Source organism: Legionella massiliensis (assembly GCF_000756815.1).
Taxonomy (GTDB): domain Bacteria; phylum Pseudomonadota; class Gammaproteobacteria; order Legionellales; family Legionellaceae; genus Tatlockia; species Tatlockia massiliensis.
Genome location: NZ_CCVW01000003.1, coordinates 517,318 through 543,516 on the forward strand (window position 1 = coordinate 517,318; position 26,199 = coordinate 543,516).

The following is a 26,199-nucleotide window of genomic DNA, read 5'->3' on the forward strand; positions in this document are numbered from 1 at the left end:
GTGGGATTTCGGTGGTTGAGAAAAATCTTTTCTTGAATCTCTCATCTTAGTCCTCCAACACGATTTCCTGGGCTGGGGCTCGGAGGTTATAGCTCGAACTCATGCAATGGCCATAGGCACCGGTATTGGCAATCAGCAGAACATCGTTTTCCTCAGTTTTAGGTAATAAACGATCATAGCCAAGCGTATCGCCTGATTCGCAAATGGGTCCTACGATATGAGCAAAATCGGTTTTTTCTTCAGTCAAGCGGCTAAGATTAACAATTTCATGATAAGCCCCATAAAGAGCAGGTCGCATTAGGCTGTTCATTCCTGTTTCGATACCGATGAAATGAACCTTACCTTTTTTCTTGCATTGGGTTACTTTGGCAAGAATAACGCCGCTTTCAGCAACAAAAAACCGTCCTGGCTCCATCCAGAATGACAGCTGGCTAAAACTTGATTTTACAGCCATCAACGAAGCATCCAAGGCTGTTAAATCTAAGGCTTGCTGTCCTGGTTTTTCAACGATTCCCAAACCACCGCCCAGATTGATTATTCGAACCTCTGGAAAATGCGAAGCCAGAGTAGTAAGCATCATTGCGGTTTGTTGCCAAAGCTCAGGTGTTAAGATGCCTGAACCAGAGTGAGTATGTAATCCAATGATTTTAATCTGATTTTTTTCAACCACTTTAAGCAAGAGCTCTAAATCGCTTTGCGGAATACCAAATTTTGATTCATTGCCGCCGGTACAGACATATTTATGATGGCCAGCGCCAGAGCCTGGATCAATGCGCAAGAGAATCGCTTGATCTCTAAAGAGTTCAGGCCAATTTTCTAGCGGGTATAAATTATCGATGGTAACGTAGCATCCCAAAGAAAGTGCATAGGCATACTCGTTTTTAGCTGCAAAATTCGGGGTAAACAAGATACGTTTTTTATCAATTTGCGGGAATAAAGCTTGAATATGCTTAAGTTCATCAATAGAAACACATTCAAAATTCAGACCCTTAGCATAGAGTGTTTGTAATAGAGCTGGATGGGGGTTTGCCTTAATCGCATAAAAAAGCTGATCAATCGATTTTAGCGACAAGAGTTCTTGGGCTTTGTTTTCTTGTGTCTTGCAATGATAGACATAGCAGGGGGAGCTAGTAGCCGCAAGATCGAGTAGGCGTTCACGTTCCTTTTCCCACCAAGGTATTTTTCTTTCACCTGGATTGCCAAATTCTTCTTGCCAGCTTTTGGAGTAATAAAAGCTTTGTGGGTTATTTTCTATCAAAAGAGTATGTAGTTTTTGACATAATTTATCAGCTTGCATTTCATCAACCACGAAGGTCAGGTTCAGGTCATTTGAGGCCAGCGACATCAAATAAACCTGTTGGGAATCAAAGACCTCAAGTGTTGGACCTAATTGCGGCAGTACGGTGCGGATATGATGACCTACTAGGCTGACTGCAGAACAAGGCTCAATTAATTTGGCGCGGCCAAATTGGTTCAGATCAGCAATAAGCGCTTCTAAGGCACGGCGATCATGCAGCTTGGCATTGCTGTCGAGTGAGAGGGTGACGTTAAATTCTGAAGAAGAGAGTAAGTCGACAGAGAAACCATGCAATTTAAAGGTACTAAAGACATCGGCCAGAAAACCAACTTGTTGCCACATATTAAGGGTGTCGATAGAAATCAGGATGATATTACTTTTTACTTGGATTGACTTGATCGGAGGTGCCTTTTCATCACTCTCATTGGAAATTCTTGTACCAGAATGTTCAGGCATCCGGGTAAATTTCACAACCATTGGAATACCTGCATTGCGTACCGGCGGCAAGCAATTGGGATGAAGGACCTTAGCGCCCATGGTGGCAATTTCCTGGGCCTCATTATAATTCAATTGTTTGAGCAGGCGCGCATTGGGTAATTGATGTGGATTGGCAGTATAAATGCCCGGAACATCAGTCCAAATTTCACAGGCTGCGGCCTGCAAGATTGCTGCAAGCAAGGCTGCAGAAGTGTCAGAACCCCCTCGACCCAGTAGAACAGTATCTCCTTGAGGATTAGCAGCAAAAAAACCTTGGGTAATGATTGCATCAGCACCTGAATCAAGCAATTTTTTACTCAGTTCGGGATTAGCTTCAGAGGTGCATCGTGCCGCTAGGTAATTGACTGCATCTCCACCAGGAGTGGGGGTTGATACCAGTGCTTCGCGGACATCAAACCAGAGGCACTTAATCCCTTTTTTATTCAAAAAAGCATGGCCTAAGCGGGTCATCATAATTTCCCCGAGACTTAAGATTTGCGCTCTCGTTTTTGCCGGCGCTTCTTTTAAAAGGGCAATACCGGTAAGCCATTGTTGCAGCTGTTTTAAATCGTTGGCGATAAGGTCTGCTGAGACCTGCAAAGCCTTTGCCAATTCCTGGTAGCCTTGGGTGATTTCAGTTTCAATGTTTTGCTGTTGATTAATCAGGGCTGCTTCGATAGCCTTTTCCAGCTTATTGGATGCTTGCGATAGCGCTGAACAGACTATGACGGGTTGTACTCCACTAGCTAAATGTTGCTTAGTGATGGCAGCAATATTTTCCCAAGTTTGCAAAGAAGAAACACTTGTCCCGCCAAATTTGGTAACGAGTTGTTGCATAATAAAATTCCGCGCAAAAAAAGAACACGTTACCACGGACTGGCTTAGTATTTCAAGAATGTTAAAAGCCTTAACGGCTGACATTAAAAATACATCATGCTCGCATAATGACCATAATGAATTTTATATGAATTGGATATGATTTTATTAACAAAATTTTTCTATTAGCAGTTGAAAAGCTGCGCAATTCATTTATCATCTCTGTGTTTTGCAATAATATTGGGATGCATTTTTAATGTAAGGAGTGTGGAGTGAAGAGCATGCAAAAACCCATCAGAACAATCGTCAGTATGGCAGTCGTTATGATGGCTAGTACTGTCGCTAACGCGGGGAGCTTTTCCCTGTACACTGAAAGTAGCGCGGCTGAAATCGGTAATTACGCTGCCGGTGCTGCTGCTGAAGCAGCGAACGCCTCAACAGGTTGGTATAACCCCGCTGGTCTGTCTTTAATCCATAGCAAACAGGGTGTATTTGGTATAGTAGGTGTTGCTCCTAGTGCTAAATTACGTGGATTTAGTACCTTCTCAACTGTCGGTGTTCCCTCTTATACCCAGAGTTTCAATGATTTAAGTGGCGGTAAAATGGGATATGTCCCCTCCGCGCATCTTGCTTTGCCAGTTGGTGAAAATACTACCCTGGGCTTAAGTCTGGTTTCTCCATTTGGTTTATCCACACAATGGAGTCGTATTGGTCCTGTCCGTTATGAAGCAACGACTTCTAACTTTATTACCTCAAATATTTCGCCAGAAATTGGTTCCAGAATTAATGAACACTTTGCAGTGGGTGCTGGTATTGATCTGCAGTATGCTCGTGTTAGATTCAACCGTGTTGTTGGTTCACCTGCTCAAATGATGGCTCTTGGCGCTCCTCCAAGAACTCTTGACTCTTTAAGTTACAACAAAGGTCATTCATTTGGCGTTGGTTTCCATGCTGGTGCGATGGCTTTATTTGATGAGAATCACACACGTATCGGTGTGAACTACCAATCGCAGGTTCGCCATAGTTTCCATGGTTATAGCCGTTTGCAAGGTCGTTTGGCTGCTTTACCTCCCGTTGCAACGCCTAGCTCTATACTCCGCGCTGATCCTAACGCCATATTCTGGAGTTACGATTTAGCCTCTAACAACATTAATCTTCCAGAAGTCGCAACCTTAAGTGGATATCGCGATCTGAATGATAGACTGGCTTTATTAGGTTCGGTGGTCTTTACTGGTTGGAAATCCCTGAAAACTATTGAGCTAGATCGTGTAGGTGCCTATGCTCCTAATGTGGGTCAGGTTGTTGTTAATTCCTCATCTACTCAGGATTATCGTAATGCTTGGCGTTTTGCTTTAGGTGCTAATTACCACGTCAATGAGAAGTTAATGATGCGTATTGGTGGTGGTTATGATCAGACCCCAACAAGAAATAAATACAGAGATGTTCGTATTCCAGATTCTGATCGCTGGGCTGCTTCAGTCGGTGCTCATTATCAAGTTCAGCCATCTATTGGTGTTGATATAGGATATACTCACCTGTTCTCAGTGGGTGAAGCAAAGATTAACCGCACTGATGTTGCTGGATCTACTAGTGAATATTTTGTTCATGCGAAGATCAAAGCTCATGCTGATCTCGTTGGTCTACAAGCTGTTTGGACTCTTGATCAACCAGCTCCTGTTCCTACCAAGTAAGAACAAATTTAATAATAAAAAAGCCACGCGATGCGTGGCTTTTTTATTACATACATACTCGCCCTTGTTTCTATATGAACGTAGTCAGGGATCTCGTAACTATCACAGTGAATTTAAATGAAGCCTTGATTACGCTGCGCTGCATCAAGGTTTTCCTTAGATAAGAGATGGGAGTAGGTGATCTATTAGGGATCTCTGGGATTAGCACTATGCTACATTCAAGAGATGCCTCACTATGTTCGACATGACGTGCCTAATAGTTCAGGCACCTTGTCTTATCAATAGTAGATGGCCAGCTTAGGAATTGATCGGAGCAAGAGCTACGAGATTCGCTAGCAATGGCTGCTCGCGATGACGATGTGGGTGACCTAGCACAGAACACCAACTATCGCCGTAAAAACTCAGCAATATCCTTGGCAAAATAAGAAATAATCAAATCAGCACCAGCACGTTTAATCGCTAGTAAGCTTTCAACCATAGCCTGCTCTTCATTAATTAATCCCTGAGCGGCAGCATTTTTCAGCATGGAATATTCTCCACTTACCTGATAAGCGCAAAGTGGTACCTCGGGATAATGTTGTTTTACTCGGCAGATCACATCAAGATAATTCATTGCTGGTTTAACCATAATCAGATCGGCGCCTTCCTCCAAGTCTAAGGCAACCTCTCTAAGTGCTTCGCTGGCATTGGCTGGATCCATCTGGTAGGTTTTTCGATCGCCAAATTTTGGTGCGCCATCAGCTGCCTCACGGAAGGGGCCGTAGAAGCATGAACTATATTTTGCGGCATAACTCAAAATAGCCGTATCTAAATGTCCTGCTTCGTCTAAGGCTTGGCGGATAGCTAGAACCATTCCATCGGTCATCGAGCTTGGTGCAACCCAATCCGCACCAGCATCTGCGTGGCTTACAGCTTGTTTAGCTAAAATTTCAAGGGTTTTGTCATTATCAATCAGTTCACCATCTAAGGCGCCACAATGACCATGATCGGTGTATTCACAGAGGCAAACATCACTAATAATTAAAATATCTTTATTGATTTGGCGAATTTTGCGAATGGCTTGCTGAATAATTCCTGTTGAACACAGCGAGTCGCTGCCTTTAGCATCTTTGTGAGCGGGAAGGCCGAAAAGTAATACAGCTTGAAGACCGAGTGCTGATAATTGCTCAATCTCCTCGGGTAGGCAGTCCAAACTGAGTTGAAATTGGCCTGGCATAGAACGAATTTCCCGCATTTCGGAGAGCGTTTCCGAAATAAATAAAGGCGCAATAAATTGTTTAACATCTAAGCGAGTTTCTTGGACCATGGCGCGAACAGCTGGGTTGCGGCGTAGTCGTTTGAGGCGTAAAGGTAGATGGAACGAGGTCATTTTCTTCCTTCCTTTTTATTATGGGTATATAACAAGTCTGCACCGCTTGCATTGGTGCTCGCGTTAACTTGAATACTGAAAAATTTATTTAACAAATAGGTCAAAGTGAGAACATTAGTGTCAGTTGTAGCAAGCCCGAAATTGTAACTCAGGTAAATGCGTTTTGATAAGGACTTCCCAACAACAACCGAATTTGATTCAGTAACCTGCCTGGTTTGCTCATTAAAGGTAGTATTCGTTTTGAAATCGAAATCTAATCCCAAGGTTTGCTTAAGTTGATCCAAAAGTTGGGCGCCCTTTGTGCCAGAACCAAGATTCATGGAGGTGACCGCTTTTAACAATAATTGCCCACCAGCAGAGTCAGCTTGAGAGGTTGGCACGCCCAAGATAAGTAAGGATAAGATGTCAGCCTGTGACAGGTTTGATGGTTCAGAAAAAAGCTCAATTCTAGGTGATTTTAGACGCCCAGCCACTTGGACGCCCACTATTGTATTTTCGCTATAAGTTATATTTTGGCTATTTCTTTGGTTGAGATTAAATAATTGGCTGGAATTATTAATTGTTGATCTGTTGGTATTAAACTGCCTTATAGCCCGCACATTAATACCGGGATTATCAATAAGACCACCTGTAAAGAGCAGCTCACCTTGCTCAATCGTTAAATCCTGTCCATAAGCCTGATATTTGCCCTCACGAACAGTTAGCTCGCCGCTGGCATTGAGTGGTCCCTGTGGTAATTGTCGAAGACGAATGGCGCCATCAAGAAAGCCCTGCAGGCCTTTTACGTTAAGGCTAACATTTTCACCCATTTCAAGACGGATATCAGTGTTGATGTGAAGGGGGTTAGCCGCTGGGGCTGGCTTATCACTAACAAAGACGGCGTCGCCTGATAAACTGACAGAATCATTGAAGGTCTGCGGCTTGATCTGCGCATTAGGTACAACGACGGTACCGGTCATGTCAATGGAATTTGGAGAAAAGCTAAGCACCAATTTGGGTGATAAATTAATGAGGTATTCCTCTGTTTTTATCAAAGGAAAATTATTGGCTTCAATACTGATAACTCCTGTTGCCTTAGGCACAAGCATACCTTTCCCGTTGAGCCGGAGTATCTGCTCCTGAGAAGTTATCTTACCCTCAGCGAACCATTGCTTATCATGGCTTTCCATTTTGAGTTGGATTGGATTTAAATCAAGACCCAAGGTAGGGGCAAGTACTTTGGCTTTATCAAGGTTAACTTGACCTTGCAGGATAGGTTTCTTTAAAGTGCCCGAGGCCTTGAGCACTGCATTCAATTGGCCATCGAGCTTGGAAATAGCAGGGCTGAAGCGTTCTAAAAAACTGAGTGAATCGACCTTTAAATTCAGCTCCGCCTGAATTTTCTGGGAATCCTGCAAGCCCTTATCGATTTGAAACTGTGGCAGAGAAAGGTTAAGTAAAAGGGACTTTTGTTGATCCAGTATGAGTTTGCCGGTAATAGCCATTTTTTGTGGATTAAGTTGAGCCTGTATCTGGCCACCTCTAAACTCTAATTGGCTTAAAGGGCTTTCATCAGGCAACTTATAATAACCGGGTTGAATAGTTAGGCTCGCTGTACCTTGGTTTGCAGCGCTTAATGAAATCTTGCTATCAATTTTGGTTTGTAAGCCCGCTAGATCTGGATGTAATAATCCGGGTTCAGAAAGTTGTGCCTTGAGTTGCCAGTTATAAGGTGGGCTGCCTTGAAGGGTTAACAGGTTTTTGCCCAAGTTAAATTCAGCAGCAAGCTGTTGTTTTTGATAAGACAAAGAGCCACGCAAATTGTTAGCAAAATAGAGCGCGTTCAAGTCAGATTTTAGAGTTAAATCTTGCAATGAATCACCACTAAGTTTGCTATTAAGTATTAATTCTTTAATAGGAAAATCACCTTCTTTACTGTCTGAGGATTTGGCTACAATTTTCCCTTGAAATTTAGGTGATGCCAGCTGATTGTAACTAAGATTTAGGTCAACTTGACCCAGGGGGAATTTGATTAGACCAGAGCTATCGAGGCTTTGCTCTTTGGTCAACATTTTAAGCTGTATATCAGCCGGAAGAGGAGCGCTTATCTTTGAGCTTAAATTGGCGCTTAGATTGGGGATATTTCCATCAATTTGGATACTTCCTTCTGTAGATCTAAAAGACTGGTCTTTACTAAGAGGCCAAATAAAGTCATGCCAGTTTGCCGAGCTATGTAATTCATTCCCATACCTTAGGGTTCCTTTGGCAATGAAGGTTGCCGGCTTATTAATTTCCGCCTGCCAGTGATAAAGCGAAAAATCGCCACCAATCTTGATAAGGCCTCTGACTGACTGATCGGTTAACTTAGCAGGAGTGAATAGCAGTTTCGCTGTTAGGGCATAGGGCAAGGTTGGCTGTCCCTGTGCTTGCAGGGCAAAATTCATATTGGCAAAGTTAAGGTCTAGCTTGTTAAGCTGCCAGAGTTGATTGTCAAGATTGGCTTGAAAGTGCAGGTTATTCACTTGGGTCTGGGAGCCTGCTTTTTCGAAGTTAAGCTGATTAATTAGCGCATTAGAGATGACTATATTTAGTGGTAATTTGGGTAGGCTAAATGCTGATTTTTCCTCTTTTTTCTCTTTTCCCTCTGCTGTTAATTTTAAATCCAACTCCTTAACCTGCAAATTATCAAGCACGAGTTTATGGTCAAATAAGGCTTTCCATTGCCATTTGAGATTAAAATTCTTCAAAGTTAATTCAATTTTATCATCTTTATAATGAAGCTCCTCAAAGGCCATACTATCGATAAGAGTTCCATGTACTTTTTTAACATCTAAATGACCAGGGACAAACATTTTCGCTAGCTTGCTTGTCAAAAATAAACCAGGTGTAGTTGCTAGCAAAAAAAGGCCTAGGCCAGCTAGCAAAATGCTAAGCAAAACTAGCTTATAAAAGAGTGATCTAAAGATAGATAAAATGTAACGCATACTAAGCTGACCTCATGATAAATCGGGCCCCATGCTAACCACTAGTTTTGGACTCTTACCTTGTCGATTAAAGTGAGTGTCCACCCCTTGAGCAATACCAATCTTAATAGGCCCAATGGGTGAAACCCACATTAGACCCACACCTATATCGTTTCTGAGCTTTTTCAAGTTAGGTTTATACACATCACCGCTATCAAGAAAACCTACAAAATACCAATGTTCAATCGTTTCTTTTTGAATTTCCAGTCCCCCATAGGTCACGATTTTACCCGGGCCGATTGAGTTAAAACTATAGGCTTTAAGATTGTCTGCTCCCCCGAGTAAGAGTGCGAGGGGTAAAGGCAGATTGTTGATGTCATTAATTTGTGTAAAGCCCTGAAGCGTATGGAAATAAAAGCGGGTCCTTATGCTTGGTACGGTTAGCGCAGCCTTTGCATTAACGGAGGCTTGGATAAAATTACTATGAGAGGACAATAATTTGCTTGTTCCTAAACCGGTAACAGTGATGCTGTAGCCCGAAGGTGAAAACAATTTGTCCTTCGTTTTTAACCAGGTAAAGCTGGCTTTGGGATAGAGTGTGAAATTTTCTTCATCCGGTTGATTGTAATAATGGTAACCATCATAAAGGCTATTGATAGAAAGAATTCGTTTATATTGCGGCAGGCTATGATGTTGCGAGAAGGAAATCAGGGCTGACTTAGAGTAACCAGCATTATAATCCAACGCTGATACGTTGCCTGTAACATGATATTGGTCAGTTACTGGGTTTTTACCGGGAATAATATACTGTGCCTGTAAGATGCTTTGCCCAAAGGAGCCAATAGCTACTGCATTGAATTTATGACCAGCACGATTGACTGGGACAACATGATAACCGAGACGGCCACGAATTCCTGTATCCGTCCCATAACCCACGCCAAGCGAATAACTGATACGTGAAGCCCGTTGCAAATGAACATCCACAGGGATATGACGTTCATCGCCACCAATTTGTGGTTTTACGCTGATGCTACGAAAATAACCGCTATTCGCTAATTGATTATTTAAGATAAGAATTTGATCAGTGGAATAGGGTTGTCCATAGTTGAAGGGGACATAGCGATGAAGCAATTCCGGTGAAATATAAGTTGGATCAAAGCGAACCTGGCCGAAATAATATTGTGTGCCGGTGTTAAATAATAAAATAATTTCTGCTGTGTAATTAGTTGTATTTATTAATATTTCTGACTTATCAAACGAAGAATGCAAATAACCCTGGCGTTCTGCGGCATTCATTAAATTCTGCTTGGCTTCTTCATATTTGGCACTGTTTAAGGGCTGCCCCCTGGCTATAGGTAAGCTATCAGCTGCCTTTCTGATTTCTGGATCATTTGCGCCTTCGCCTATCAAGCTGAGGCTGAGACTGGTGACTTGCATCTGTGGCCCAGGATTGATGGCTATTTTTAGCGGCTGGCGCCTAAGCTGGATCTGCGGTTTAAAATAGCCATAGGGCTGCATGGCTTGCTCAATTTGCTGCTGCAACTCTTCATCGCTTTGGCTGCTAAGCGGTTTCTGTTGATCAAGCTCAGTTAAGCGCGATTGAATGTTTTTCAGAAGCTTGCCTTTGACTCCGCTAATATCAAAGTTTGCTTTTGATTTGGCGCCGAGCAGCAATGGCAGGCAAATAATAAGGCAGAAGAGGCCAAGCTTACTAAGCCGTTTTCGCAATACCTCAATCCGCACTGTGAGTCTCTAATTCTTTCAAACGATAGACTAATTCAAGTGCTTCACGTGCTGATAAATTATCAGCATCAATCTTTGCTAACTCTCTTAGAATCAAGGAGTCTTTTGCCATGACGATTGATGCTGGCTGCTGACTAGTAGGGGTTTGTACCTGTTGCAAATGACTCGAGGCTAGCTTGAGGACCTCTTCGGGTATTCCTGCAAGCTGAGCCACTTCCAAACCATAGCTGCGATTGGTTTGCCCCGCCTCTACCCGATAGAGGAAAACAATTCGTCCCGTTGCCAGAGTTGCTTGCAAATGCACATTCTTAATGCAATTAAAGAGCTCAGGCAACTGCGTTAACTCAAAATAATGCGTAGAGAATAGGGCATAGGCCTTGATAGCAGAGGCTAAATAAGCACAGGTTGCATAGGCTAGAGCCATGCCGTCATAGGTACTTGTGCCACGGCCTATTTCGTCGATTAGCACCAGGCTCTTCTCTGTCGCTTGTCGCAGGATATGAGCGGTTTCTGTCATTTCTACCATGAAGGTTGAACGGCCAGAGGCTAGATCGTCAGATGCCCCAATACGGGTAAAAATGCGATCAATCGGACCTATGCGAACCTGGCTTGCTGGAACATAGCTGCCGGTGTGGGCGAGCAATACAATTAAGGCATTTTGCCGCATATAGGTAGATTTTCCGCCCATATTGGGCCCTGTGATCAGCAACATATTGGTTGCTCTGTCTAAGCTTAAGTTGTTAGCAATAAACTGCTCTTGCAGTACTTGCTCTACAACCGGATGACGGCCTTCTTTAATGTAAATTCCAGGCTCTGCTGTCAATTCCGGGCAGCACCAGCTTAGACATTGGGCTCTTTCGGCAAAGTTGGCGAGAACATCAACTTGGGCGATTGCATGCGCCAATTGATTTAAAGGCAGGATATAGAGCTGAATTTCCTGTAATAAATTGTCGTAAAGCCATTTTTCACGCGCCAGGGCTTTGACCTGGGCTGATAAGACTTTCTCTTCGAAGAGTTTCAATTCAGGCGTGATATAACGCTCAACATTCTTCAAGGTTTGTTTGCGTTGATAATTGAGCGGCGCCTTTTCAGCCTGGTTTCGTGAGAGTTCTATATAATAGCCTTGTACACGATTGTAGCCGAACTTGAGCGAGGAGAGTCCAGAGCGTTGCTTTTCCGCATTCTCCAGATCAAGCATTTTTTCAGTCGCGTTATCATTTAAGGCTCGGAGCTCATCAAGTTCTTCATCAAAGCCAGTAGCAATGACGCCCCCATCGCGAATGAGCATAGGCGGGTTATCAACCAGCGCACTAGCCAAAAGATCTTGCAGGACTGGTTGCGGAACCAGGGCTTGTGCCAGAGTTTTGAGCAAGGGGGACTCGCTTTTTGCAATAATTTCGCTAAATTCGGGAAGAAGCGCCAAGCTTTGGCGTAGTTGAACTAAGTCACGTGGTCTGGCTGATTTTAAGGCAATCCGCGAGACGATCCGCTCAACATCACAACATTGTCGTAGTAGGGGATGGAGTAAAGTATCTTGTTTTTTGCTGATCAACTCGCTCACTGCTTGATGCCGCTGCTGAATCAAAGCAGGTTGGGTAAGTGGTCTACCAAGCCAGCGCTTTAATAGGCGGGAACCCATTGCGCAGGCAGTATGATCGAGCACAGCAAGCAAGCTATTTTCCCGGCTGCCCTGATAGTTTTCAAATAATTCCAGATGCTTTTGAGTCGATGCATCAATTTGCAGATAATCCTCACTTTGCTCCAAGGTCATCTTGGTTAAATGGGGTAAAGCCTGGCGCTGGGTTGTTTGCAGATAGGCGAGCAAACAGCCGGCTGCTGGAAAGGCAATAGCGTAGTCTTTCTCACCAAAGGCGTTTAAATGATTAACAGCAAATTGCTCGCATAAAAGATGGCGAGCCCGATTCAAATCAAACTCCCAGGCCGGACGTACTTTTAGCGGATAATTTTCACCGAAGTTGCCAAGAGCAAAGGTTTCTTGAGCCAGTATTTCTGCTGGCTGTAAGCGAGTGATTTCGGCGTAAAGCTGTGCTTCATCGTTGATTTGCAAGAGATGAAAACGCCCACCGCTTAGGTCAACCCAGGCTAGACCAAATTGTTTGCGTTGCTGATGAATAGCCAGGAGAACATTATCTCTTTTGGCATCGAGCAAGGCTTCGTCAGTGACTGTTCCCGGGGTAATGATACGAGTGACCTGGCGTTCGACAGGGCCTTTAGATGTGGCCGGATCGCCAATTTGCTCACAAATGGCAACGGATTCTCCTTTTTTTAATAGGCGAGCCAAGTAGTTTTCAATAGCATGATAGGGAACACCAGCCATCGGAATGGGTTTATCTGCAGATTGCCCCCGATGGGTCAGGGTTAAATCCAATAGTTGAGCTGCCCGTTTGGCATCATCGTAAAAAAGCTCATAAAAATCACCCATGCGATAGAGCAAGAGCATATCAGGATAGTCAGATTTGATGCGAAGGTATTGTTGCATCATTGGGGTATGGATTGTGGACATGTTGATCTAACAGCAGTAAATTTTGACGATTCTAGCAAATAGACCTTTGGCTAAACAGTCTTGACTAGTGAAAAAACAGTTTGAGTTTTAAGTAATGGGGCAAGTTAACACTGTAATAGCCCCTCGCCCTTAGGTCACTGCCATGAAGTTAAGCTCTACTCCATTTTGTCATTCCCGCGAAGGCGGGAAACTATTTCTAGCTAAGCACAGTGCCAATGTGGAGATGGTTTCCCGCCTTCGCGGGAATGACAAATGCCCTTAACTTAATTGTAGTGCCCTAGGTGGCGAGGGGATAAAGGAGGAAAAGCATCAACCAGAAAAACTACGACGATGCTTAGATTGCCCCTGTTTCTCCGGATCAAAGAAGCTTTCCATAGAGGCAGTACGAGGCAGTGGCTTGAAAAAGCTTGCCTGGTTGCTACTAGAGGAGCTGGCGGCTTCTAATAGTAATGTAGGTGCATCTTCATTATCAGAATCCTGGCTATCTGAACTGGAAATGTTAAGGCCAAGGATGAGAACAGTTTCTTCTGATGACCGCTCTGGATCCTCAGACTCATCATTGCTAGCTTCACTCTCATCGCTGCTATCTGAACTAGAACCACTAAGATCATTAACGGAATAAAACTCTTGCTCTAAGGGAGGACTCCCTCTTCCTGCCTCAAGATCATCGTCATCGCTCAGCTCTTCAATTGCGCTAAGCGCCTGAAATTTTTGATGGGCTGACAGTCCTGTAAACCAAAACAGGGCAAAAAGATACAAACAGCTAACAGCCGCATTCGTGTAAAAAAAGCCCTCGCTGATTTCATCATTATTGGCTGCAGCAAAGATGTCATTAGGAAAGGTGAAGAAGGCTACTGCCAAAGATGCATTTTCTAAGACGGCGATCAGAGTTTCTGCGCTTAATGATGTGCGTGGCCAGGATTTTTTCGCTAAACCGCTAAAAAAGCCTACGGCTCCGGTTGTTGTGGCGATAGCAATAGGGATTGGCGAAACGACAGGAATTACCCCCTGCATTTGCAATAACTGAGTGGTAAAAATAGGGGAGTTTGCACCATCAATTGCTCCAGCAAAGGCATTTAGTGCAGTGCTATTTTCTTCGTTATTTGCTTGTCTGTAGCGAGCATAACGGACTACCACAGAGGGTAAGAAACTGACTAAGGGCGCTGTGAATTTAGCAAAGGCATTGCTGTAATATTTAATTCCACCGACTTGAGCTGCAACCGTTGTCATTAATGAATAAGTAAAGCCAAAATCTTCAAAAAAATTAATAACAATTTGGTTGGTATTTTTGGATAGTTTGGCAATTGTTTTTATTAGCTCATGATCAGGATAACGTTCCGCCAACAATTCAAAGGTTTTCTCACTTACACTAATCACTCCGCCTGTCATCACTGGGGCTATAAGCCAAAGTCCTGGTGAATAGAGAATGGCGATAGGGCCAAAGGTGGAGTAAGTCTTTGCCATACCATCGGGTAATGCTTTAAGAAGTTCCAAGATATCGCGGCCTTCAATTTGCCTAGGCTCTCTGCTAGGCGCGGCGGGTGTTAATAAGGGTTGTTGCTCGTTTGGCATGAGACAGGCTCTATATAAATTGATTAAAAAAACAGCAGCGAGGCGATTTAAAAACCACCTGGGTTCCAATGAATATCATCAAAAAATAACATGACATATTTGAATTGGTCGGGTTGTAGCGAGTAGTTATTCAACGGGTGAATTTGATAGCTAACTATTCCTTCTTTATAGACTGGTTTAGAAACAATAGCGATAAAATTATGACGCTTTCTGTCTTTAGAAACCATCGATAGAGCAACATTCGGCGGACTGTCAGTAAAATTATTTTTTATTTTTTTATTAGACCATAGAGAAAAGAATTTTGATAAAGAGAAAATACCGGATTTTCTTATTGGTCTGTCAGTAAAATAATTAATATAACGAGGCGATTCTTCCAGCGTTAAACGATAATTATTTTTATCTAGTTTTGTAAGGCTTGCTTGTGATGCAGACTGAAAGAAAAGATAACTAGCATCTGAGGCATAAATTTGGCTGCCTAAGGCTAATAAAACGAAGAATATAATTTTTTTCATAATGCTACTTTGCTCACTTTTAAAAATATTAGCACAGTGGGCACATATTAACCATTTTTTGAAATTTATTCAAAATTTCTTACAAGGGCTAGCTAACTTTAAGAAAAAAAAGAAGAAAAATTTAAGGCCAATTCATGCTCTGCCGATATTTCTACTATAATGACTGTCAAGACGTTGATTTTTGTAGGTATTGATAATCAGCGTTTGATGTTCATTCAATGAAATGGATGGCTTTAATAGTTTAACAATAACTTGAATAGAGAGGCTAAGAGGTATATTTTATCTAAGTCCTTCACTTAAAGTATATTTTTGTTAGACTATTTGAGGGTGTTAATATCAACAACGGAGAATGATTATGAAACGTTTGGCCCTACTAGCAATCACTGGGTTCTTGGCAGTAGTTCTTTCTGCTTGCGGTGAAAGCGCAGAGAAAAAAGCAGAAAACGGCGCAACTTCAGCTGTTCAATCACAAGAAAATACTGGCGCAGCTCCAGCTCAACCAGGCACAGAAAATTCTGGTGCAGCTGCTGGTGCTCCAAATGATGCAGCAAAAACTGGTCAATAATGTTTCTATTTTAGATTGAATATCTCAAAACCCCGCAGATGCGGGGTTTTTTTTGGCTGTTCCATTCTCTGGGGTAGAAATAATGCACTTAGTCGAATTAGTTTTTCAGGCGACAGAACAACTCGCAACAAAGAAGCTAAAAATCAGTACAGCTGAGTCCTGTACAGGAGGGTTGATTGCTAGTTTATTAACAGAGTTGCCGGGAAGCTCATCCTGGTTTGAGCGAGGTTTTGTTACTTATAGCAACCTGGCCAAAGTAGAAATGTTGGATGTTGACGAGGGACTAATTAATACTAGGGGGGCCGTCAGCAAGGAAGTTGCAGAAGCAATGGCTTTGGGGGCTTTGTCCCATAGTGCTGCAGATCTGAGTCTGGCCGTTACCGGAGTTGCTGGTCCAAGCGGGGGCTCTGTTGAGAAGCCAGTTGGTACAGTGTGGCTTGCCTGGGCGATGAAAAATAGACCAGTACAAAGTGTGCATTGTCATTTTCAAGATGTTTCTCGGCAAATATTTCGTCAGCTTGTGTCTGCTAGGGCATTAGAGGGGGTAATTAGACTTCTAGGTTAAGAACGCTACATTATTACTTCGTTCTGCTCGCAAGGCTTCGAGACGGCCTAAAAGCCTCCTCAGCCCGAGCGGCTTTGAGGTAGTGTCCTTGACGGTCAGTTTAGCGAAATCCCGCGGCAGCGACCGCGGGATCTAAGAGCGATCAATCCTTGCTGAAAACACAGTGAGATTTGTGAGTATCAACTGGGCTTCCGTCGTTGAAAAGGCTAAATTCCTGGTTTGTATGTAGCTTTCCATTTTCCAGATACCAGTTATATTTGACTACGGCGATTACTAAGTTCCCTTGGGACATATTTCCTTCTTTAGAATAATCAAGGAGAGTGCCTAGAATTTGCTGGCCATCGCTGCTCCATCGAAGATGCGTGATGCTTTTATGGATATTAAAATTTTCATTCGAGCTATTAGTTGAAATAGAATCAATAGGAAATTCAACTTGATTCACAGTAAATGAAGAAAGGTCTTCACTCTGCTCAATTGTCATTGATTCTTCTTCCTCAGGTGTATCATCACAAAAGCCAACCCAAGCACCTGAAAAATTAGCATAGCCTTCATGAGCTAGTTTTGCTTTCTGCACCTTAGCTGGCGATTGCTGCAAGCGTTTATAAAGATAGGGCAGTGAAGCAAAGGAAGAAGATGCTACAAGGGCACCGAGGCTAATTAAAAGAAGCTGTTTTTTCATTTCGGTTATCCAATTAAACGTTTATACAATGAGTGGTGCTAATCCCTACTTTTTTGAAAGCAGTGACAATGGGCGCTGTATCTAAATTCAGATCCTTGGCTGCATCAATCACACCGCAGGCAGCCTCTTTAAAATCGGTTATCGGGGTCCAATACTTTGTGTTAGCAATAATCATGACTTGAAAGGCTGTTTTAATTCCCATTTGTTTTGCCATTAGGTAAAAGACTCTATTAAATATGCCGCTGGCAAAATGTACTAAGGCACTTTGTCTGTCATCTTCATCTGAGGAGGTTGCTGTAACATAGGCCAGAAGTTCCGGATAGCTGATAGCACATAGGCTATTTTGCCTTCTTGCCATCTTTTTATCGAAGCAGTCAGCAGACATCTTATCGAGAGAAGGTAAGTCTAAGAATCTCAATGCTTTTATAGCTAAAGACGAAGGGATTAAGGTTTCACCGATTTCCCAGGTCACTTCATTCGGCGTCAAAAAGGCCTTGTTATACAGCTCAGGATACTTTTCCAGAAGATAAGCACGAGATGCCTGACCGGCCATATCAGAAAAGGCTTCGTTTAATGCGCCTGACTCGTCGTGATACTCAAGATTAGAGTGCTGCTGAGTAAATCCATGAGAAACCTCATGGCCTGCGACATCTAGTGACACTAAAGGATAGAAATAGTTACCATCACCAAAGGTCATGGTTTTTCCATCCCAAAAGGCATTGTCAAAGTACTCGCCAAAATGCACACGCATGATTAATTTTTGCGGATTCCCCAGCGAATCTTGTAAGGCATTGAGTCCGTACCAATCTTTATACAAGTCAAGAATGATATGGCCAAAGAAGTAGGCATCGTTTTCAGCAGAATAGGAACCATGAATAAAATTTTCTACATTATTCCCGCAAGGATAACTAATAGCTGTTTGAATAAAACCCTGCCAGTCCCATTTCGAGTTGACATTAACAGCGGCTACCGTTCCATCATCGAGAGTACAGCTTTGCTCATTTTGGCTTACATCCAGAGCGGGTAAACCGTCTTTTCCATACCAGTACTCATGGACTTTCTCATTACCGCCAGGACCGCTATCTTTATAAGGTTGAATGTTATTCCATTGTTTTAAAATTTCACCGGTTTGGGCATCAATAATAAAAAAAGGCCATACAGGCTTAGAGTTTAAGAAACTCTTAAAAGAAACTAGGTAAGTTAAGCCGAGTTGGTTATCTTTATTTGTCCTAATTTGCAGCTCAGACTTTTCCTCACTTGTTTCTGCTTTGCCGGCATAGCGCTCTTTAGCCAATTGCAGTGCCTGCTGCGAATTCAGTGTTGGTTTGGTATTCAGTTGAATATCATTAAATAAATGCCCATTAACCTGGCCGCTAGTTAGCCCATGAATTTTGGGGTTTTGGCTCACAGTGACTTGGGCGCCAACAATTGGGATTCCTTGATAGAGTTGTTGGTATCGCGTAATGACCAAATTAGCTTGCTTTGTCTGATTGACCTTTTTTAAGTTATTCACATTTTTAGTTGGTAAAGCCGCGGTTTTTGCCTGTTGTGAAAATGAAAATTGCTTTAATTCACTCAAAGGCGCCTGATGCAAATTAATGGGATTGGCTGCCCAACTAATGGAGCAGGCTGAAAGTAATGGAAGAACAAGCGTTTTTTTCATTATATTGACAGGAAGGGATAAATTAGCGCGGATTGTTTCATGTTGACGCTGGGAAGGCAATAATTTTGGGTGAAATTGGCGCATTGTGATTTATACTGAACAAAATAAGCATCCATAGTAGTGAATTTTAAATGAAACCTTGATTAGGCTGCGCTCTGAGGAATACTGGCATTTTTTTAAACAGAAAGCATGTGCCATATAAGTTCTTTCTGTGCTTTTGTGTGTCATTCCCGCGTAGGCGGGAACGACCCACATATAAGTCAAAGTAACTGATTAATGCTCATATAGGTATCTAAATGATGCTTTGATTAAAAAAATGTCAGAATCACTCAGGGCTGCACTGCATCAAGGCTACACTTATTTAACAAATCGTAGCCTTGATGCACGCAGCCTAATCAAGGTTTTCCTTAGATAAGGATAATTTGCTGTAAGCCAATAACTATGTATAATTTGCGCTTTGCATACTACTCGGGTGACTTTATGGAAGACAATAAACAAAAAGCATTAAGTGCCGCTCTCGCGCAAATCGAACGTCAGTTTGGCAAAGGTTCTGTGATGCGTATGGGCGACAGCTCTATATCGCGCGATATCGAAGCAATTTCAACAGGTTCTTTAGGGCTTGATATTGCTCTAGGTATAGGCGGCTTACCCAAGGGACGAATCGTTGAAATCTACGGTCCTGAATCATCTGGAAAAACAACCCTGACTCTTCAGGTTATCGCTGAGTGCCAGAAGAAAGGCGGAACGGCTGCCTTCGTGGACGCAGAACATGCCCTTGATCCAAGTTATGCTGCAAAACTAGGTGTTAATGTTGATGAACTGTTGGTTTCTCAACCTGATACTGGTGAGCAAGCCTTAGAAATTACTGATATGCTGGTTCGCTCTGCTGCTGTTGACGTGATCATTATTGACTCCGTCGCTGCATTAACACCCAAGGCCGAAATTGAAGGTGAAATGGGTGATACCCATGTTGGTCTACAAGCACGCTTAATGTCTCAGGCTCTGCGTAAATTAACAGCCAATATCAAGCGCTCTAATACCTTAGTTATCTTCATTAACCAGATTCGTATGAAAATTGGTGTTATGTTTGGTAATCCAGAAACCACAACTGGTGGTAATGCCCTGAAGTTTTATTCTTCTGTTCGTCTTGATATTCGACGTGTTGGCTCCATTAAAAAGGGTGATGAGGTTCTTGGTAGCGAAACTCGTGTGAAAGTCGTGAAGAATAAGGTCGCACCTCCCTTCAAAACGACAGATTTTGATATCTATTATAACGAGGGTATTTCGCGTGAAAGCGAAATTATTAACCTTGGTGCTCAGCTTGGCCTTATTGAGAAATCGGGTGCCTGGTATTCCTATAAGCAAGAGAAAATAGGTCAGGGTAAGGACAATGTCCGTATGTACCTAAAAGAACATCCTCAAATTGCTGCAACGCTGGAACAGCAGATCAGAGCTGAATTACTGACAAAGCAGTTACCGGTAAACGAGACTGAGGAGTTTGAGAGTATCGATGACTAAGGCATTTGACTCTGCTCTGCGCCTGTTAGCCAGGCGCGAGCATGGTGCAAGGGAATTAGCAGATAAGTTAGTACTAAAAGGCTTTGCGACCTCAGAGGTTTCTGAAGCAATTGCTGAATGCCAGCGCCTGGGTTTGCAAAGCGATGAACGTTTTGTGGATTCCTTATGCCGGGCACGGATTCGCCAAGGTTCTGGCCCAATAAAAATAAGCCAGGAACTACAATCAAAGCACATAGACCGTGCTTTGATTGCGCAAGCTCTTGAACAAGAGCAAGACAATTGGGTGACTTATGCCTTAGCGGTTTGGCAGAAGAAATACAAAAATCAGGATGATGTTCCTTTTGACGAGTTACAGAAGCGACAGCGCTTTTTGTTATACCGTGGATTTTCCACGGAGATTATCGCTGGTGTTATAGCGTTGATTCGCGGTTAAAAAGGCTTTGTACGGGACAAAAATGCGTAGTCCCAGAAAAATCCCGAATTCCCGCGGCTTGACCGCGGGATCTGGTAGTAGCGAAAGCTTCATGGATTCCGCGGTCAAGCTCACTGCCATTAAGTTAAGGACGCTACATCAAGGCCGTTCGGGCTGAGGAGGCCTTTAGGCTGTCTCGAAGCCTTGCACTCTGTGACGCTTCGAGACCTGTGCTTGCGCACAGACCTCTCAAAGAACGGTGTCTGAAGGATAGATGAGGGGTTTCTGATTCGAAGTTCTTTGCGAACGGTTATAAAATACCATTAACTTAATGGCAGTGGGCGTAGGGGAATAAAACTTGCCCGGACTGATTGGGAAATTAGGTGAATCTAACATAAACGATTGATAACGGTGAAATGACTATAAGCATGAAAAGTTCAGAGATAAGACAAGCATTTTTTGATTATTTTGCTGCCAGAGGACATCAGGTTGTTGAATCAAGTTCACTTGTGCCTGGTAACGATCCAACTTTACTCTTCACCAATGCAGGCATGGTGCAGTTTAAAGATACCTTTTTGGGTTTAGAGCCTCGGGCTTATACCCGGGCGGTCAGCTCTCAGCGTTGTGTCCGCGCCGGTGGAAAGCATAATGATCTGGAAAACGTTGGCTATACCGCAAGGCATCATACCTTCTTTGAGATGTTGGGTAACTTTAGCTTTGGTGATTATTTCAAGCGTGAAGCCATTCGCTATGCTTGGGAATTTTTGACTACAGTATTGAAATTACCTGCTGAACGTTTATGGGTTACCGTTTATAAAGACGATGATGAAGCAGCGGATATCTGGCTCAAGGAAATGGGCGTCTCCGCTGAACGTTTTTCACGCTGTGGCGAGAAGGATAACTTCTGGTCAATGGGGGATACAGGACCCTGCGGCCCCTGTACTGAAATTTTTTACGATCATGGAGCAGAAATTGCCGGCGGTCCTCCAGGTAGCCCGGAAGAAGATGGCGATCGATACATCGAAATCTGGAACCTGGTATTCATGCAATATAACCGTGACAAGGAAGGGTATCTGCATCCCTTACCCAAACCCTCTGTTGATACCGGAATGGGTCTTGAACGGATAGCGGCGGTTGTGCAAGGGGTTCACAATAACTATGACATCGATATTTTCCAACATCTGATTCGCTCGATCTGTGCTATTGCTCCTTCTATCGATCCTGAACATGCCTCATTGAAAGTGATTGCTGATCACATCAGAGCTTGTTCATTCCTGATTGCTGACGGGGTTATGCCTTCTAATGAGGGTAGGGGCTATGTGCTGCGCCGAATTATTCGTCGCGCAATCCGTCACGGCAATAAATTAGGCTTGCCAACACCGTTTTTCTGTAATCTGGTAGAGCCACTTATCGATGTTATGGGCGAGGCTTATCCTGAATTAGTTAGTCACAGACAGCAAATTGAGCGTGTTTTATCACAGGAAGAAAACCAATTTGCTCGTACCCTTGAACAGGGATTGCGCTTATTACAGGAGCAAATTCAATCCTTGAAAGATAAGGAAATTGCCGGCGAGGTTGCCTTTAAACTCTATGATACCTATGGCTTCCCTATCGATTTGACCGCTGATATCGCTCGTGAACAAGGTTTAACCATCGATATGACTGGCTTTAATAATTGCATGCAACATCAACGGGAATTATCGCAGTCTGCAAGTCAATTTAATGTCGATTATTCAAATTCAGCGCAGTTTTCAGAGTCCTCGGAATTCCATGGCTATAACGAAGAAAGTTTGCATTCTGAGATCTTAGTCTTGCTTTGCGACAATCAAAAAGTCACAAAATTAACGAAGGGTAGCAAAGGAGCAGTAATTCTTAAAAATACACCCTTCTACGCAGAAAGTGGTGGCCAGGTTGGCGATCGCGGCAAGCTAATCGATGGAAAAACCATTTTTCGCGTTGATGATACCCAACGTGTTGGTCAGGCAATCGTCCATTATGGTGAATTGCTGGAGGGTGAACTCTCTATTAACCAGGAAGTGAGTGCGCATATCAACGCAGAACGACGTGCGGCAATACGCTTAAATCACAGTGCAACCCATCTATTGCATGCCGCGCTGAAAAAAGTTATCGGTGCACATGTGCAACAAAAGGGCTCCCTAGTTGACGCAGAACGTGCCCGCTTTGATTTTTCTCATTATGAAGCTTTGACGCCAGAGCAACTGCGGCAATTAGAGGTCATGGTGAATGACAGAATTCGCCACAATGATGAAATCGTTACCGAGATTATGGATATTGATGAAGCAAAGCAAAGCGGGGCAGTCGCTTTGTTTGGCGAGAAATACGGTGATGCAGTACGAGTTTTGTCAATGGGTGAGTTTTCCAAAGAACTTTGCGGTGGAACCCATGCGTCTCGCACTGGTGATATTGGCCTTTTCAAGATTAGTGCTGAATATGGTATTGCAAGCGGCGTAAGGCGAATTGAGCTGGTTACCGGCGCTTATGCATTGAATTGGGTGAACCAACAGCTGGAAATGCTGGATGAAATGGCGGCAAAACTGAAAACAAATACAAGCAATGTCCGCGATAAATTGTCACAATTTTTGCATGAGAGTAAACAACAAGAAAAAGAATTGGCGCGTTTACAGGCGAAATTAGTCGCAAAATCAGGCGCTGATCTACTTGCTGATGTACAGAAAATAAATGATGTGAACTTGCTGATTAAGCAATTAGGCTCGATGGATAGTCAGACACTGCGAACTACGCTCGATCAACTAAAATCGAGCATGGAAAATGCAGTAATCGTATTGATTGCTATTGAACAAGAGAAGATGAACGTTGTTGCTGGAGTGAGCAAAAACCTTTTGGGACGTGTACCCACTGCGGCGATGCTGGTTAAGCATCTCTGTGGTAAAGGTGGCGGACGCGAGGATATGGCTCAAGGTGGAGGACGTGTTCCGGATGATCTGGACGATAAGATTTCACAGATTCAAGCAATGATCGCTGAGCACGCGGGTTAACATAATGACGGGGCGCTGAAATGGCATTATTAGTCCAAAAATTCGGGGGAACGTCGCTTGCTACGCTTAAGCACATTAATCATGCAGCGGATCTAGTAGCAAAGGCAAAGCAAGCCGGACATAGTGTTGTGGTGATTGTATCCGCAATGAGTGGGGAAACTGACAAGCTTATCAGTTTGGCAAACGAGATCAGTGAGTGTCCTGATGAGCGCGAATATGCAGCGCTAGTAGCCACTGGTGAGCAAGTTTCAATGGCTTTAATGGCTATGGCCTTAATTAATCGTGGGATTAGCGCACGTTCCTATACAGGTGGGCAGGCTCGAATACAAACCTGCAGCCAATTTAAAAAGGCTCGTATTCAAGCCATAGATACCCAACCAATATTGCATGATCTTGAACAAGGCAAGGTCGTTGTTATTGCAGGATTTCAGGGGGTTGATAAAGACGGCAATATTACGACCTTAGGCCGTGGTGGTTCAGACACCACTGCTGTGGCAATAGCAGCTGCTCTGAATGCTGATGAGTGTCAAATTTATACCGATGTAGATGGTGTTTATACGACTGATCCCAGAGTGGTTCCCGATGCTAAGCGGCTGGAACAGATTACCTTTGAAGAAATGTTGGAACTATCGAGCTTAGGTGCCAAGGTTTTACAAATAAGGGCGGTAGAATTTGCCGGCAAGTACAATATACCCCTGCGGGTTTTGTCTTCCTCAGAAGAAGGCCCAGGCACGCTAATTACTTATCAGCAGAAAAACGCTATGGAAGCACCGATGGTGACTGGCATTGCGTTCAGCCGAAATGAAGCGAAGGTGACCTTAACTGGTGTACCCGATGCACCAGGCATTGCTTCAGGTATCTTAAGTGAAATTTCTGAAATAGGTATAAATGTTGATATGATTGTTCAACATTTATCTACCCATGACAAAACAGATTTTACCTTCACCGTGCACCGCGATGAATACCAGGCTACGCTCAAACAATTACGAAAATTAGTCAAAGACTTAGGGGCTGATAATGTAGTTGGAGCAAATGACTTAGCGAAATTGTCATTAGTGGGTGCCGGCCTTAAAAGCCATCCAGAAATTGCATCTATTATGTTCAAGACCTTGGCCTCAAAAGGGATCAATATCCAATTAATTGCGACATCTGAAATTAAAATATCGGTATTAATTGATTCCTCTTTACTGGATGAAGGCGTGCGAGCTCTGCACAATGTCTTCCATTTGGAAGGGGATAGCCGCGATGAATCCCGAGCTGCTCCTGCTGTGGTGGTGGCTGTAGCACCGGCTCAGTGAGGGGCTATTTCCCCTCATCCACCCTTTGGGCACCTTCTCCCCTCTGGGGAGTACTTAAGGGCATTCGTCATTCCCGCGAAGGCGGGAAACCATCTCTACATTGGCACTGTGCTTAGCTAGAAATAGTTTCCCGCCTTCGCGGAAATGACAAAACCTTCTCAGAGCCTTTCAACCAATTGAACATTATATTGACCAATCAACCGAATAATTTCCAACTCATCAACTAATTCAGAAAAATACGCGCCTGACTCTTTTGAACAGGGAGTGAATTCATAAAGAGCATTGTTTTTATTTTTTTCAACAAGCCGCATGCGATTGAATGCTTCCCAGGGTCGGAGTTGAATACAAATCAATGCTGCGTCTTTCGTGAGCGAATTTACAGCAGATGATAAATCAACAAAGTGTTTTCTTAAATCATGCCAGGGATCAGAAATCATAATAAACAGCTTAGCCTCATCCTTAAGCATCAGGCGCTTGAAACGATCAACAGTCCGCTGATAATAGGCATAGTCCTTTTCATTGACGGGATCACGATGGGTAAAGAAGTCGCTAATCCCATGATTGTCTAAATACCAAGAGTGATGCGCACCCGGTTCCCCTGTTGCCCTTTTAATAGAGCGGTAATATTTACGGTCAAGAAAACGCTCAAAATTATTTTCAAAGCAATCCATAATGGAATTTGGCGATGTAAAAATCCAATCAAAAGGAAGAGAATATTTTTTCAGGTTATGTTTTTGTAAGATCCCACTAGCAAGGCAGTGAGTCCCTAAAGAAACAATATGAGAAATAGGCTTTCCATTGATCAGCTCACTCTGAGGGTATTGGCTTAAAGATGAGCTGTCATTTTTTTGCGGGTTCAAGGCTAAGAATTCATCACAGCTAAAAAATGATGAAAACATTTGCTCAATGCTGTCACTAATCCCTTTTCTTTCGATTAGCCCAAGAAAGGTCTCCATGCCATGGGGATCGGGGGCTCGCTTTAAAATATGGCGGTAGAAGCTCGTAACTATTGATTCATGATCAATTTCATCACATGATTTCCCCATATTAAACTGCCCCTAATCATGAAACTTAAAGGCGCTTATATTACTTCGTATTTCTTTTTTATGTCTACCTAGGTAATCTAATAACTAAATTGGACTGCATGGAGATTTCAATGAGTTTTTTCAGCGAATTTAAACAGTTTGCAATGCGCGGTAATGTCATGGATTTAGCTGTAGCTGTCGTTATTGGCGCCGCCTTCGGTAAAATTGTTTCTTCCTTGGTTGAAGGAATAGTCATGCCGTTGATTGGTCTACTTTTAGGGGGTATTAATATTGCCGATAAATCCCTGAAAATCGGCGATGCTGTGGTGAAATGGGGTTCTTTTCTGCAGTCTATAATCGATTTTACTATTATTGCTTTCGCCATTTTTTTGGTGATTAAATTTATTAATTTAGTGCAGCGTAAAAAAGAAAATGAGCCTGAAAAACTGACAAAAGAGGAATCGCTTCTTGTTGAAATCAGAGATTTATTAAAAGCTAAAAGCAATTGACATGC

At 43.1% G+C, this 26,199-nt stretch carries 18 protein-coding genes; 8 read left to right on the top strand and 10 right to left on the bottom strand.

The window, feature by feature from the left end; all coding sequences use genetic code 11:
• Positions 1–46 precede the first annotated feature (46 nt).
• Positions 47–2,611 (bottom strand): bifunctional aspartate kinase/diaminopimelate decarboxylase, encoded by a 2,565-nt coding sequence (locus BN1094_RS13760; protein ID WP_044011660.1) that lies wholly within the window; start codon positions 2,609–2,611, stop codon positions 47–49.
• Positions 2,612–2,862: 251 nt separating this feature from the next.
• On the opposite strand from BN1094_RS13760, the gene BN1094_RS13765 reads away from it, so the two are divergent.
• Entirely contained in the window at positions 2,863–4,281 is a 1,419-nt protein-coding gene (locus BN1094_RS13765) for an OmpP1/FadL family transporter (protein ID WP_044011661.1), read from the top strand.
• Between the two features lie 385 nt (positions 4,282–4,666).
• Here the strand turns inward: BN1094_RS13765 and hemB are convergent, their stop codons facing one another.
• The 6 genes from hemB to BN1094_RS13795 all read right to left on the bottom strand — a co-directional run bounded on the left by hemB (position 4,667) and on the right by BN1094_RS13795 (position 14,943).
• Positions 4,667–5,650: a porphobilinogen synthase gene (gene hemB / locus BN1094_RS13770; protein WP_044011662.1), complete on the bottom strand. Its 984-nt coding sequence runs from the start codon at positions 5,648–5,650 to the stop codon at positions 4,667–4,669.
• Positions 5,647–8,613 (bottom strand): translocation/assembly module TamB domain-containing protein, encoded by a 2,967-nt coding sequence (locus tag BN1094_RS18945; RefSeq protein ID WP_052403306.1) that lies wholly within the window; start codon positions 8,611–8,613, stop codon positions 5,647–5,649. Before BN1094_RS18945 ends, hemB begins: the two co-directional genes overlap by 4 nt.
• Before the next feature lie 12 nt (positions 8,614–8,625).
• Positions 8,626–10,335 carry an autotransporter assembly complex protein TamA gene (locus tag BN1094_RS13780; protein WP_245614335.1) on the bottom strand — a complete coding sequence of 570 codons (1,710 nt, stop codon included), beginning with the start codon at positions 10,333–10,335 and terminating at the stop codon, positions 8,626–8,628.
• Positions 10,325–12,859, bottom strand: coding sequence for a DNA mismatch repair protein MutS (gene mutS / locus BN1094_RS13785; protein WP_044011663.1), 2,535 nt, complete (start codon positions 12,857–12,859; stop codon positions 10,325–10,327). Before mutS ends, BN1094_RS13780 begins: the two co-directional genes overlap by 11 nt.
• 309 nt (positions 12,860–13,168) lie before the next feature.
• Positions 13,169–14,431, bottom strand: coding sequence for a hypothetical protein (locus BN1094_RS13790; RefSeq protein WP_044011664.1), 1,263 nt, complete (start codon positions 14,429–14,431; stop codon positions 13,169–13,171).
• 47 nt (positions 14,432–14,478) lie between these two features.
• Entirely contained in the window at positions 14,479–14,943 is a 465-nt protein-coding gene (locus BN1094_RS13795) for a hypothetical protein (protein WP_044011665.1), read from the bottom strand.
• Positions 14,944–15,298: 355 nt separating this feature from the next.
• Between BN1094_RS13795 and BN1094_RS13800 the strand changes: the two genes are divergently transcribed.
• Both BN1094_RS13800 and BN1094_RS13805 read left to right on the top strand, forming a co-directional pair.
• Positions 15,299–15,508, top strand: a complete 210-nt coding sequence (locus BN1094_RS13800; protein WP_044011666.1) for a hypothetical protein — start codon at positions 15,299–15,301, stop codon at positions 15,506–15,508.
• Between the two features lie 79 nt (positions 15,509–15,587).
• The gene (locus BN1094_RS13805) at positions 15,588–16,073 is read left to right on the top strand and encodes a CinA family protein (protein ID WP_425411917.1); all 486 of its coding nucleotides are present in this window, start codon (positions 15,588–15,590) and stop codon (positions 16,071–16,073) included.
• A gap of 142 nt (positions 16,074–16,215) precedes the next feature.
• Here the strand turns inward: BN1094_RS13805 and BN1094_RS13810 are convergent, their stop codons facing one another.
• Complete coding sequence (locus BN1094_RS13810; RefSeq protein WP_044011668.1) at positions 16,216–16,752, bottom strand: hypothetical protein; 537 nt, start codon at positions 16,750–16,752, stop codon at positions 16,216–16,218.
• Positions 16,753–16,765: 13 nt separating this feature from the next.
• Positions 16,766–18,418, bottom strand: a complete 1,653-nt coding sequence (locus BN1094_RS13815) for a M4 family metallopeptidase (RefSeq protein ID WP_044011903.1) — start codon at positions 18,416–18,418, stop codon at positions 16,766–16,768.
• Between the two features lie 477 nt (positions 18,419–18,895).
• On the opposite strand from BN1094_RS13815, the gene recA reads away from it, so the two are divergent.
• The 4 genes from recA to BN1094_RS13835 all read left to right on the top strand — a co-directional run bounded on the left by recA (position 18,896) and on the right by BN1094_RS13835 (position 24,660).
• Entirely contained in the window at positions 18,896–19,933 is a 1,038-nt protein-coding gene (gene recA / locus BN1094_RS13820) for a recombinase RecA (protein ID WP_044011904.1), read from the top strand.
• Positions 19,926–20,366 carry a recombination regulator RecX gene (recX, locus tag BN1094_RS13825; protein WP_044011669.1) on the top strand — a complete coding sequence of 147 codons (441 nt, stop codon included), beginning with the start codon at positions 19,926–19,928 and terminating at the stop codon, positions 20,364–20,366. Before recA ends, recX begins: the two co-directional genes overlap by 8 nt.
• A gap of 407 nt (positions 20,367–20,773) precedes the next feature.
• Entirely contained in the window at positions 20,774–23,362 is a 2,589-nt protein-coding gene (gene alaS / locus BN1094_RS13830) for an alanine--tRNA ligase (protein ID WP_044011670.1), read from the top strand.
• Positions 23,363–23,382: 20 nt separating this feature from the next.
• Entirely contained in the window at positions 23,383–24,660 is a 1,278-nt protein-coding gene (locus BN1094_RS13835; RefSeq protein ID WP_044011671.1) for an aspartate kinase, read from the top strand.
• Positions 24,661–24,818: 158 nt separating this feature from the next.
• Here the strand turns inward: BN1094_RS13835 and BN1094_RS13840 are convergent, their stop codons facing one another.
• Positions 24,819–25,706 carry a DUF1796 family putative cysteine peptidase gene (locus BN1094_RS13840; protein ID WP_052403307.1) on the bottom strand — a complete coding sequence of 296 codons (888 nt, stop codon included), beginning with the start codon at positions 25,704–25,706 and terminating at the stop codon, positions 24,819–24,821.
• Between the two features lie 110 nt (positions 25,707–25,816).
• On the opposite strand from BN1094_RS13840, the gene mscL reads away from it, so the two are divergent.
• Positions 25,817–26,194 (top strand): large-conductance mechanosensitive channel protein MscL, encoded by a 378-nt coding sequence (mscL, locus tag BN1094_RS13845; RefSeq protein ID WP_044011672.1) that lies wholly within the window; start codon positions 25,817–25,819, stop codon positions 26,192–26,194.
• Positions 26,195–26,199: the final 5 nt, after the last annotated feature.

What these genes read in the sequence shown, in the direction of transcription:
- BN1094_RS13760 (WP_044011660.1), bottom strand. Translation starts at nt 2,611, where the DNA reads ATGCAACAACTCGTTACCAAATTTGGCGGGACAAGTGTTTCTTCTTTG.
- hemB (WP_044011662.1), bottom strand. Translation starts at nt 5,650, where the DNA reads ATGACCTCGTTCCATCTACCTTTACGCCTCAAACGACTACGCCGCAAC.
- BN1094_RS18945 (WP_052403306.1), bottom strand. Translation starts at nt 8,613, where the DNA reads ATGCGTTACATTTTATCTATCTTTAGATCACTCTTTTATAAGCTAGTT.
- mutS (WP_044011663.1), bottom strand. Translation starts at nt 12,859, where the DNA reads ATGTCCACAATCCATACCCCAATGATGCAACAATACCTTCGCATCAAA.
- BN1094_RS13790 (WP_044011664.1), bottom strand. Translation starts at nt 14,431, where the DNA reads ATGCCAAACGAGCAACAACCCTTATTAACACCCGCCGCGCCTAGCAGA.
- BN1094_RS13795 (WP_044011665.1), bottom strand. Translation starts at nt 14,943, where the DNA reads ATGAAAAAAATTATATTCTTCGTTTTATTAGCCTTAGGCAGCCAAATT.
- BN1094_RS13800 (WP_044011666.1), top strand. Translation starts at nt 15,299, where the DNA reads ATGAAACGTTTGGCCCTACTAGCAATCACTGGGTTCTTGGCAGTAGTT.
- BN1094_RS13810 (WP_044011668.1), bottom strand. Translation starts at nt 16,752, where the DNA reads ATGAAAAAACAGCTTCTTTTAATTAGCCTCGGTGCCCTTGTAGCATCT.
- recA (WP_044011904.1), top strand. Translation starts at nt 18,896, where the DNA reads ATGGAAGACAATAAACAAAAAGCATTAAGTGCCGCTCTCGCGCAAATC.
- recX (WP_044011669.1), top strand. Translation starts at nt 19,926, where the DNA reads ATGACTAAGGCATTTGACTCTGCTCTGCGCCTGTTAGCCAGGCGCGAG.
- alaS (WP_044011670.1), top strand. Translation starts at nt 20,774, where the DNA reads ATGAAAAGTTCAGAGATAAGACAAGCATTTTTTGATTATTTTGCTGCC.
- BN1094_RS13835 (WP_044011671.1), top strand. Translation starts at nt 23,383, where the DNA reads ATGGCATTATTAGTCCAAAAATTCGGGGGAACGTCGCTTGCTACGCTT.
- BN1094_RS13840 (WP_052403307.1), bottom strand. Translation starts at nt 25,706, where the DNA reads ATGGGGAAATCATGTGATGAAATTGATCATGAATCAATAGTTACGAGC.
- mscL (WP_044011672.1), top strand. Translation starts at nt 25,817, where the DNA reads ATGAGTTTTTTCAGCGAATTTAAACAGTTTGCAATGCGCGGTAATGTC.